This window comes from Falsiroseomonas oryzae (assembly GCF_027856955.1).
Lineage (GTDB): Bacteria > Pseudomonadota > Alphaproteobacteria > Acetobacterales > Acetobacteraceae > Falsiroseomonas > Falsiroseomonas oryzae.
Genome location: NZ_JAPSMD010001010.1, coordinates 1 through 560, shown reverse-complemented (window position 1 = coordinate 560; position 560 = coordinate 1). Strand labels below are relative to the sequence as shown.

Sequence of the window (560 nt, the reverse complement as noted above, 5' to 3'; positions counted from 1 at the left end):
CCCGGCGAGGTGCCGCAGCGGCGGCTGGTGCAGGACCTGCCGCCCGGCGACGGCGATCCCCTCGCGCTGCTGGCCGGCGCGCGGCGGCCGGTGGTGGTGGCGGGGCTGGAGGCGACGGACGCGGATGCATCGCGCGCGCTGCGCCGCCTGGCGGAGGCGCTGGGGGCGCCGGTGCTGGTGACCTACAAGGCGAAGGGCGTGCTGCCCGATACGCATCCGCTGCATGCCGGCATCTTCACCGGCGGCACGCTGGAAGCGCGCTGCGTGAACGAGGCGGATCTGATCGTCACGCTGGGCCTGGACCCGGTGGAGCTGATCGTGCAGCCCTGGCGCTACCGCGCGCCGGTGCTGGACGTGGCGTTGCGTCCGCATCCCGTGCGCTACGTGGATCCGGCTGCGGCGCTGCATGGCCCGCTGGCGGAGTCCATCGCGCGGCTGGCGCAGGCCGCGCGCCCCTCCACCTGGACCGCGGCGGAGATCGCGGCGCATCGCGAGGCGGCACTGGCGGCGCTGGCCTGGGCGGGGCAGGGCGGCGTCGCGCCGCCGGACGTCGTGCGCAT

General features: G+C 76.8%; 1 pseudogene. It reads left to right on the top strand.

From position 1 onward, the window contains the following. Positions 1–560, top strand: a pseudogene (locus OZN99_RS33235) (hypothetical protein); the annotation flags it as partial.